This window comes from Flammeovirga sp. SJP92 (genome assembly GCF_001583495.1).
Lineage (GTDB): Bacteria > Bacteroidota > Bacteroidia > Cytophagales > Flammeovirgaceae > Flammeovirga.
Map to the genome: position 1 here is coordinate 88,850 of NZ_LQAQ01000037.1, position 10,925 is coordinate 99,774.

Genomic DNA, 10,925 nt, shown 5'->3' on the forward strand with positions numbered 1-10,925 from the left:
AACATCTTGTTTTGATGTTTGTTATGGAATATATATTCTTTTTCACAAATAAAAAAAGGAGCCAACTCTTAGGTTAACTCCTCTTTTTGATAGATGTACTTATTGATTTAATTTATTCTACGATAATTTTCTCTATATCTACAGAACCATCAGATTTATTGATATTCAAAATATATAAACCTGGCTTATATTTATCTGTGTTGATACGGTATGAGTTACTTTCATATTGAATAAACTCATAGTTGTCAATAATATTACCATTGATATCATAGATGGTAATTTTATCGATATTACCCATAAATGTAGAATTGGCTTCAATATTTAAATTGCCTTTTACTGGATTTGGGTAAATTTTATAACCAAAATCAGTAATACCATCTATTTCTTTTGTTCTTAAGGAACTAAATAGTGGAATGTAACCATCACCATCTCCCCCTCCACCTGGGCAAGAAGCAGAAACTGAAAATGATACATAAGGAGTTTTTGTTCCATTCTTTCTTACAATCCGAACCATAACTTGAACATAATCATTTTCTCTGGTAACATTAGACTTAATATAATTTGTATGTTTTCCATCCGTTAAGTTAGAATGTGTAGATTGTCCATTTGGGGGTAAGGATCCCTGAATTACAATCCACTCTGCTCTTTGTCCGGTATGATTAATTACTTTTACATCAAAAGTTTGATTACAAAATAACATATTCCTTGAATAGATAAGGTCTGATAATTTTAACTCATCTAAAGCAGGCCATACTTTTATTTCTTTCACAGTACTTTGTCCTGTTTTAAAATTAGCTTTAATAAAACCTTTATTACTATAGTTAATACCTTTAACAGTTATTGATTTACTATCTTTTGAAATCACCTCAATACCACTTGAAACCTCCCAAGAAGATAATTCATAACCTTCTAAATCATCAATATAATATGTCGTTTGTTTCTCTGTTAATGTTTCAATCCCTAAAACTGAAGGAGGTGAAGGAAACTCAACTCTGAGATAATAATTACTATGCGTAACACGACCAGTTTCAATAATTTTATACGTAACTTTAAAGTGCACTCTTACATGGTAAGATAATTCTGGTTTATCCTTAGCTTTACCAAGGTATTCATAATATTTAATAGGTTTATTGATAAGTTCCAAGGAATGATTGTAAGGGTAAGTAGCAAACATTGGGCTAAAATTTTCATTTGTATGATATGATAAATTATCATATCCACCATTATAATAGGGATTACGTCCACTGTAATACGTATGTTTAATCTCCTCTATGCTAATGATTTGTATATAATTATTCCAATCTGAGCCAGATGGTATATCTAAACAATCTGGGTCTTCTCGATTTATAAATCCGCCTGGATCTGATAAATAAGAATATTGATATACATCTGTGTAAATCATTGAATTAAAATCTTTTACAGATGTCTCTTTTCCAACATTATGTGAAAAAGCAACACTATGCAGATTATAGTGTGGGGCAATAACAAAAGATATCCTTTTAAGAACAGTAGAACCAGATCCATTTTCTAAGGTTATTTCTATATTAACATCAGTCCTATATTGGTAAAAGTTATTGTTTCCATAAATAATACTCAAAAGGTTTTTATCTTGAAGTAAATTGTATGGATTACTTATGGATAAAGAATGTGGAGTTTGAAAATCATCTAGATAGCTATATGATAAATCTTTATTTTGCTCACAAACAGCTGAAATTTTCACTCTATTTATAAAGTAGTAATCACTATTTGTTATAGTGATTAACCAATTAGCAAAGTCTGAATTGTGATAATAGCCAATCTCACTAGGATAGCAAGTTTGTAATTTAGGAGTACTAGTGGATAATTTATTTTCAACCGAAAAATTAATATCATCATCACTATAGATTACTAAACTGTTGTTTTGACCAAACAAGTTTAGTGAAATGAAGAAAAAACTAATAATTAAAGTAAGTTTCATTAGTATTGAGTTTAAAAAAAATTAAGACATACAACTTTTGTATCTTTCCTATTAGACTTTACACTTTACAGACGCCACCACTAACGTTTCTAAACATACGTTAATTCTTTTTTTATTTGAATAAACATCTAAATCGATGTCATCATAATCATAAATTACACAAATCTGAATCTCTATAAGCAATGTCAATTTTAAAGGGAAATAATTGTTACTCCACTAACTCACCATGAAATATTGACTTTTCTTTTTAGCTATGATTGTTTATTAACTTATTTCAAAAGTCAAACCTTGCTAAGATTTAAAGTAATTACTTAGCAAGGTACGATTCTACAGTGCACTACTCTATTTACTAAAAAGATAATGGAATGATTAGATTTTTTGGGTTGTTTTTCTAAATAACAAATGACACTTACAAAGCATCGACCTTCTTTGTTACAATCAATAACCTCTCTTCCGCTCGATTTCCTGAATGTGTAATAGTGGTTTTATCAATTTGCATTTCTTCTTTGGCGAGGTTCAAAACGGCCGCTATGGAAGGACCTAATTTGCAACCTATATTTGCTTCTTTGTCGGGGTTGATGTCATCATGATACAGCTCCAGCAAACGCTTTGGAATGTAGGCCTTTGACTGTACTGACACGGTGGTGGCGTCTCCGTGAATCATTTCTACATTTTTGATGGAGGAGCCTTTAGCAAATGATCCATTATGCCATTTTTTAGTAGGATCTAGTTTTTTTGAAATAAAGCCATCTTTGAGCATTACGCCCCACTCGCAACGGACGGCTTTGGCTCCATTGACCGTGACAATGCCATTGTCTACCACATGCGGTTGTAAGGAAACGGCCGCTTTTCCTTGTGTGCAAACCACATCTTCAATCACCACATTATCTACACCAACGTTGTGTTCCCTGCCTGTATGTGTTTCAATTCTAGCGGTTACGCCACCTACCGATTGAAGGTCCTTTAACCAAACATTTTCTCCGGTATTGCCTTGCACCAATCCATAGCCATAAGAGGCATCTTGGATGGATACGTTTTTGACCGTAATATTTTTTGGGCGATCATTTTTGGACGTTCCTTTCTTTCTCATATTTAAAGAAATAGCAGAGAAAACAGTTTGATCATCCGTCACCGAAAAGTTTTCCAAATAGAGATTCGTGACTTTTCCAACAGTGAAAGCTCTGCATTTGACAGCAATGGAACGGTCGTAATAAAACTGAGGACGGTCTGATGCATTCCCCTCTCCAATAAATGTGACGTTGCTGATATTTTCATTGGCAAAACGACCTACTGCAAAAATCAATTGCACTTTAGGATGCATATCCAAACGTGGCATAAAAACCACTCCTTTTTCGCAACGGATATGCACATTCGATTTAAGTTGTACGTCCTTTAACTGATAATAGCCTTTCTCTACAATGATACGTCCTCCTTTCATTTTTGAGGCTTTATCAATGGCCTTTTGAAAGTTGGTGATGTCTTGATCTGCATTACCTGAAGGCTGAAGAGTGGCGACTAATGGCAATTGGTCAATCTCCACAGAAGAAGGACCTTGGTAACCGACCTCTTTTCTTATTTCAATGGTACCCACTTGTGAAAACACAAGCATTGGCATTACATTCAATAAGAAAAGAGTCGTTATTTTTTTTATAAAATTCATCCTAAACCTTAGTTTTTGATCACTTTATACCTGTACATCAAGTCTTCCATTCTAATTAAAACGAAATACATTCCATTGACATATTGGTCCAAAGACACGATAAGATTCTCTGCTGTTTTTTCTGTTTCGTACAGTAAAGTGCCTTGTGATGAAAACAGTTCCACTTTCCCTTTTCCCAATCCTTCAATATTCAATTGGTTTTGAACAGGATTAGGATAAAGGTTAAAAAGCTTATGGTTTGAAGGTACAAAACCAGTTGGTTCTTCTCCTCCATTGTCTACCTCATAGTCATCGTCTGGATAAGGGTATTCTCTTGGGCCTTCATCATTGTCATTTTTAAACTGAATATCATCAATATAAAATAAGGCTTTGTCGCTTTTCACATCTCTTGAACGAAGCATTAGCTGTATTCTATCTCCCTCTGTCAAACTTGGATTGGATACCTCAGCCCTGTCGAATGTTTGAGAAACAGTCACCCATTCCCCTTTTGGAATACCTTCAGTACTCACTCGGATTGATTTTCTTGGGTTAAATAAAGTAAGGTAAATATTATCAATTTCCGTCTCCTCATCCAACCATATTTGAAAGCTCACTTCATTGTCGCCTGATGGCAAATCCAATGATCCAAAAGGAGAAAAGATAGAATAATTTCCATCAAAGTTGCCCTCTTTTTCAAACTTCAAACTGAACTCTCCTTCTGCTGCTTTCTCGTTTTTGATTCTCCAAGGATGACTCGGTGCATTCCACCACATTACACTTCTTCCTTGAAAATGAAATGGCCCTTCAAATCCTTTGGCATTAAAAAACGACTGTGTTTCCTCTTTCTGCCAGACTCTGATATAGTCTACTTTAAATTCCAATGGCTTTTCAAAATCAACTTCACTCGGTAATCCATACCAGTAAAACACCTCCGAAGAAAGCCAAATCTCATGTGGATAATCGTATTTCCATTGGTCTTTTGCCAATAACTCTTCTTTGGTCACAGAGCGGAGCAATTTGCCATTGAAATAAGTTTTCATGTATTCCTTGTCCCATTCAAAACCAAATACATAATAATCTTCTGCCATACGCACTTGCATATCATCCTCCACTTTCCAGTTTTTATGATCCGAAGCTTTGTCGGGATCCCAGCTGATAAGGTTGGTTCTATAGCGTCTTTCTAGATCTTCCGGTTGATTTTCGGGATTGCCTACAGGTCGTCTGCCGTAGTTTTCAATCATATCAATTTCACCATGATAACCGGTCGTCCAAAATGCAGAAGTGACAGGACCATCTGCCGCCTTACATCTGATTTCCATATACCCGTATCTGAAAAACGTTTCACTCATCACACTGGCTTGAGTGATGGGCTTACTACCGTCAGGACCTTCTGTAGTACCTCCATAGTAGCAATCGTTGTTGGTTTCAAGAGCGTAATCAAAGTCGGGTTCCCATTGGGAAGTGAGAATCAATTCACCGTTTTCTACACGCACATTATGGCCGGCAAACTGCCCAGGAGCTCTGCCTTTCCATTTGGCTCTGTAGTCATTGTTTTCACCCAGCACCCACCATTTTCCTTTATTTAATTCTTCTCCATTGAATTCATCACTCGCCCACTTGTTCAATATCCACCCTCCTTGATTATCGGGGTCTGAAAGTGGATTGACTTGTGCAAAAATATTGTGGTGTAAGGTGTAGAGAAGACTTAGTAAAATAATTCTTTTCATTTCTTTTTGATTTATTTGTGTGTTGAAGATGAGCGTTAGTTGTTGGTGTTTTCAAGTAATTACTCAATAGATTCAACTGAACTTCGTTAACTTCCAATCGACTTTTTACAAGTTGTCTATGACCTACTTTCAAACTTCTTTCTTCTTCATTGTTTGTCTTGAAGTAAAAAATTCAAGGCTATGAAGTCAAAAGCTAAATTCCATTTCTCTCGCCTAAATGATTGTCTTATTAAGTAATAGGACAGAGAAAAACGAATGTTTCGTGCACCATAGTTAAAACTATGGGCAGGTGATAGGACAACCTACTCAAGACTAAAGTCTTGAAGGTTGATAACGGAGGCAACACTTTAGTGTTGTTGGAGTCAATATCATCAGCCCATGACTTCAGTCATGGTGCACGTAATTATTGTTCTATTTCTTTAGTCGCAGCACTTACATATCGAAAGAATAATCTTCTAATGTGCAGTTCTGTAGGGGCATTGAGTATTTCAAAAGGAAAGCAAAATGGCCTATCATACACCATTTCACTTTCCTTCTTTTGTATAGTTATTTGCTTTTCTTATTCTGGTGCATCTTACCAAATGTCTTATTGAAGTTAGGCATATTGGTAGCGTTCCATTTTGATTCAAAATCATAACGAGGGCCATCGAAAAACTCAGGTCTTTTGTCTTCCCAAGTATAAGTCCACTCGTTCACTGTGTTTTTCATTTCTTTTACAATGGATGGATGCTGAGGTGCAATGTCCTTTTCCTCTCCAATATCAGTCGACAAATCAAAGAGGTTCCACTTGCCACTTCCGTCCGTGTATAATTTATAGTTGTTTCTCACTACGCCCACTCTATTCAAATCTTTTGGATCTTTTTGAACTTTTCCAAAGTAATGACGCAATACATAAATACTTTCATCCTCTCTTGGATTAGTATTTTTGATGATATTTTGAGAAACCTCTTTACCGTCCAAAATTTTATCTTCAGGAATTTGAGCTCCTGCCAGTTTTGCAAAAGTAGGGAAGAAATCCAATGCCGAGAAGTTGTAAGCGTTGATATCTCCTTTTTTCATTTTGCTGTTAGGATAATAGATAAACATTGGAACTCTGAAACCGCCTTCATATGCATCTCCTTTTCTTCCTTTTAAAGGATAGTTATTGGCACCTGTCACTGGCTTACCACCGTTGTCACTCATAAAGACAATCATAGTATTTTCCAATTCTCCGTTCTCTTCCAATTTTTCTACAATACGCTTGATGTTATAATCCACATTGTACATCATTGCCGTATATGTTAAACGTTTACTGCCCGCTTCTGCAGCATCAGCACCAAGCGTCTTTTGCATCGCTTTAATGTCTTCTGTTTTGGCTTGAATTGGAGTATGAGGTGCATTGTAAGCTAAGTACAAGAAGAAAGGCTGTTCTTTTTCTTTTGATTCATCGATGAACTCTAACGTTGCGTCCGTCAGCACATCAGTTACATACTTTCCTTTTTCCGTTTCAATGTAAGTCTTATTTTTCATCAATGGACGGTTATAATCTTTTCCATAAGCACCCACTGGATATTTTTCTGGAGTGTAGGTAGAAGCCTGCATCCAAGTTTTAGAATGGTATTCATGACCTCCGCCTAAGAAACCGTAGAAGTAATCAAAACCTCTTTCTAGTGGATGATAATCCCCCTCTTCACCTAAGTGCCATTTGCCAATTGCACCCGTATGGTAACCTGCACTTTGAAGTACATCTGAAATAAATGTTTCTCCTTTCGCTACACCAAATCCTGAGAACGCCGCCAAGTTAAATTGTGCTCCAAAAACGTGTGGCATTCTCCCTGTCATAATTCCCGTTCTACTTGGGCCACAAAACGGATGTGTTACATAAGCAGAAGTGAATACGGTTCCCTCATCGGCCAACTTATCAATATTGGGTGTGTAAACATCTTTAGCTGCTTGTGGCATAAATCCTACATCAGCATACCCCAAATCATCCATTAAAATAAAAAGGATATTGGGTCTCGGTGATTTTTTCTTTTTATCATCAGCGTAGGTATTGATTAATACTAACGTCAATACGGCTACAATGATACTTTTAATAATCTGTTTCATTTCTTCGCACTACTAAAATTTGACCTTGAACATTGGTAATGTTCCAAAAAATTGATAAGACAATTTAGGTCCGTTTGTTTCTTTCGATGTCACTTTGGGTAAAAGGAATGATGGTTTAAGTCCATTCCTATTATTTGCTACTCAAAACAATATAAATTGCTCAAAATGACCCCTTTTATTGACCGAATAAGTACATTGTAAACAAAATTATCGTCCACTTTCAATCGACATTTCCACAAGTTGTCTATGCTCTTCTTTCAAGCATCCTTCTTCGTTTTTTGTCTTAATACAAAAACGAGGTAAAAATCAAGACTTTGAAATCAAAAGCTATTGGTCATTTGTATCCTACAACTCCTCAGAAATCTCCTGATTTCTAAATGCTGTAACTATTCGAAAACTTAATTTACAATGTACTTCTTCTTTCGGATGAAGGTATTGTGATTAATTGACAGTGGAATCGGTTTTACCCTCACTGATATTAATGATCACTTCATTCGATCCTAATTTCTTATTTTTAGAATAGGCTGTCACTTTTACTTTACTCGGTTGGTCAGTGGCTTGAAGCATCATCAGACACTTTCCATTGACAGTCTCTACTGTATGGCTTTTATAATTGATAATCTTTCGGGTATCACCGGCATCTGTCCCCAAAAATCGGTGAAGGCCTTCTATCTCAAATGTAACTTCTTCTTCCGTATATTTCACCTCTTTTCCTTTTTTATCTACCAATTGTGCTACTAATTTAACAACATCTGTATCATTTGATGTCATCGCACTTCTATCCGATGTTAGTTGGATACTCACCGGAGTGTCTGCTGTTTGGAGTGAAGTTGAAATCTGAGCTCCGTTTCTTTTTCCTTTAGCCACTAACTTTCCTTTTTTGAAATCTACAGCCCATTTATACGTATAGTCCTCTTGATCTTTGAGGTGTTGAGTACCAAGAGATTTCCCATTTTGGAATAGTTCCACTTCCTCACAATTAGAATACACTTCTACAATTGTTTTCTCTCCATTTTCATAATTCCAATGGGCATTCACTTCTTGCCATTCCCTTGGAGCCAATTCCCAGTACCCTTTTTTCTTCTCTACCACTGCTCCATTTTCATCTTTTTTATAAATAGATTTTGAGGCAGATTGTGAGTATATACTGATCACAGGAATATCATCTCTCCATAAGGCTTTGAACATATCAAACGAACCTCTCGGAAAGCCTGCTGTATCTAAAAGGCCATGCGGTGTTGCTTTCAGTGGCCATTCACGGTTTCTTTTTTCACCTAAATAATCAATTCCAGTCCAGAGAAAAATACCTGCAATATATTCTCTTTCCACTGCCGCTTTCCACTCGTACCATCTTGGTACGTTTTCGGTTCCCATCATGATTTTATTCGGATACGTTTCCTTGAAGTAATCGTATTTATGCGGTTTATAGCTGAATCCTACTACGTCTAACACATCTGTATAGCCCGTTTCAAAACTTGAAGTTGGTAAAATACAATTGGCCGTAACGTACCTTGTCGTATCCAATTCTTTGGTCCAATCCGCCAGCTTTTTCGCCGTTGCTCCAATATTATAAGTTTGTTTCGGAAAAGCTTCCCAGAAAGCTCTTACTTCTTCAGGAGTGTGAGGAGGAATTTCAGTTCTCCACAGGGTCCAATCAATTTTATCGTCTTTGTTAGTTTCTTTAAAAATACCCGTTGCTCCTCTGTTGCCTGGATATGTCCATTCTATTTCATTCCCAATACTCCATTGGAAAATACTTGGATGGTTTCTACTTGACAGCATAGTGTTTTTAAGATCTGTTTCAGCCCATTTTTGAAAGTGCTCTGAGTGTCCTCTTGTAATGTAATCCACTTCCTTATCATGCATATTATAACGCTTGTCTTTGGGAAGGTCCCATTCATCATAAAATTCATTTTGCACCAAAAATCCCATCTCGTCACATAGATCTAGAAATTCATCAGAAGCTGGATTATGAGACATTCTAATGGCATTACATCCTCCCTCTTTTAAAAGTGTTAGCTTTTGACGCCATACATCTTTGGGTACGGCTGTCCCTACTAAACCCGCATCATGATGAAGGCAAACACCTTTGATTTTCACATTTTTATCATTGAGAAAAAATCCTTTATCCTTATCAAAATAGAGTTTTCGAATACCGAAAGGTATCTGTTCTGTTTGTACTTTTTTCTCTTTTTGAATTAAAGAAATTTTGGCTTGATATAAATTAGGGGCCTCAACATCCCACAGCTTTGGGTTTTCTATATCAAATGCAAGTTGATAGGTATCCTTTGCGTCTGCTTTTAGTTGAAAGTTCTTTGTTTTTTGATAGACTTCCTTTCCTTCTTGATCTACAATTGAAAGCTGAATTTTAGTTTCAGCATTACTTGATGTTGTATTGAAAAGCTCTACTTTCACATCAACAGTCGCTTTCTCTTTTGAGACAAAAGGAGTAGTAATAAACGTTCCCCAAACAGGAATTAATACATCTTCTGTTACTACCAAATGTACATTTCTATAAATCCCCGAACCGGTATACCAACGCGAATCTGCATATCGGCTGTGATCCACTCTTACCATCAACCGGTTCTTCGTTCCATCTTTATGGAGGTAGTTGGTCAAATCAAAATGAATAGGAGCATAACCATAAGGATGCTCTCCGACTTTCATGCCATTGAGCCAAAATTCAGCATTATTATATACCCCATCAAAGACTACAAAACACTTTTGGTTCTCTACAATTGGCGTTTTAAATTCCTTACTGTACCATCCTATCCCACCAGGAGAAAAAGCTGTACAGCCTTCCAAATCTTTTGAAAAATCAGCCTCAATGGTCCAATCATGAGGCAAATTCAGTTTTCTCCAATGATCAGTGGAATAATTACTTAATGTAAAATGTGCCGAATCTTCCAATTGAAATGACCAATCAGCATTAAAATTGATCTTGTTTTGCGCCTGCAAAAGCATACCTTGGAAGAGTAATAATGCTAGTAATAGGTTTATCTTTAATACTTTCATATCATACTGCTTGTTTGAAAATTATTATGGTTTGAAATTGGTGATTTTGTGAAGGTTGGGTGTTGTTTTCAGAAAAGAATTGGTTGCTGAAAGTGCCTTTTTAAGGTGTCGTAAATCATTACCTACTATCAATTGATCTTCTTTCAAATTTTCCCTCCTTCATTTCTTTTATAGATTGAATACATCGTAAACTAAGTTTTCATTATTTATAGTGTTTAGAAATCAGGAGATTTCTGATGAACTGAAAAGACACGAATGACGCCAACGCTTAACATTCGCGCCAGTGGGCTTTCTACTATTATAGTTTGGTAGTGCTCCCCGGCCTTGAAGGGAAAAGCGTTAAGAATTTCATGAATTGAGCCGTTAAAAATGATTTTCTTGTTTGAGCAAAGCGAGTTTAAAATCATTGAGGCGAGTGGAATGAAATTTAGCTTTTGACTGCTAAGCCTTGAATTTTTTGCTTCGTTTTTCATCAATGGAAAAATGAAGAAAAGAAGAA

Annotated in this window: 6 protein-coding genes; all 6 read right to left on the reverse strand. The window is 36.0% G+C overall.

Annotated elements, in window-relative coordinates; all coding sequences use genetic code 11:
- Positions 1–112: 112 nt before the first annotated feature.
- Positions 113–1,957, reverse strand: a complete 1,845-nt coding sequence (locus AVL50_RS09720) for a T9SS type A sorting domain-containing protein (RefSeq protein WP_062616302.1) — start codon at positions 1,955–1,957, stop codon at positions 113–115.
- Positions 1,958–2,366: 409 nt separating this feature from the next.
- Entirely contained in the window at positions 2,367–3,617 is a 1,251-nt protein-coding gene (locus tag AVL50_RS09725; RefSeq protein WP_157491239.1) for a hypothetical protein, read from the reverse strand.
- Between the two features lie 8 nt (positions 3,618–3,625).
- Positions 3,626–5,323, reverse strand: coding sequence for a T9SS type A sorting domain-containing protein (locus AVL50_RS09730; protein WP_062616304.1), 1,698 nt, complete (start codon positions 5,321–5,323; stop codon positions 3,626–3,628).
- Between the two features lie 546 nt (positions 5,324–5,869).
- Positions 5,870–7,411, reverse strand: a complete 1,542-nt coding sequence (locus tag AVL50_RS09735) for a sulfatase-like hydrolase/transferase (protein ID WP_062616305.1) — start codon at positions 7,409–7,411, stop codon at positions 5,870–5,872.
- 441 nt (positions 7,412–7,852) lie between these two features.
- Positions 7,853–10,426 carry a glycoside hydrolase family 2 TIM barrel-domain containing protein gene (locus AVL50_RS09740; protein WP_062616306.1) on the reverse strand — a complete coding sequence of 858 codons (2,574 nt, stop codon included), beginning with the start codon at positions 10,424–10,426 and terminating at the stop codon, positions 7,853–7,855.
- A gap of 215 nt (positions 10,427–10,641) precedes the next feature.
- On the reverse strand, positions 10,642–10,925 hold a 284-nt coding region (locus tag AVL50_RS09745; RefSeq protein ID WP_216639026.1), incomplete at its 5' end, for a hypothetical protein.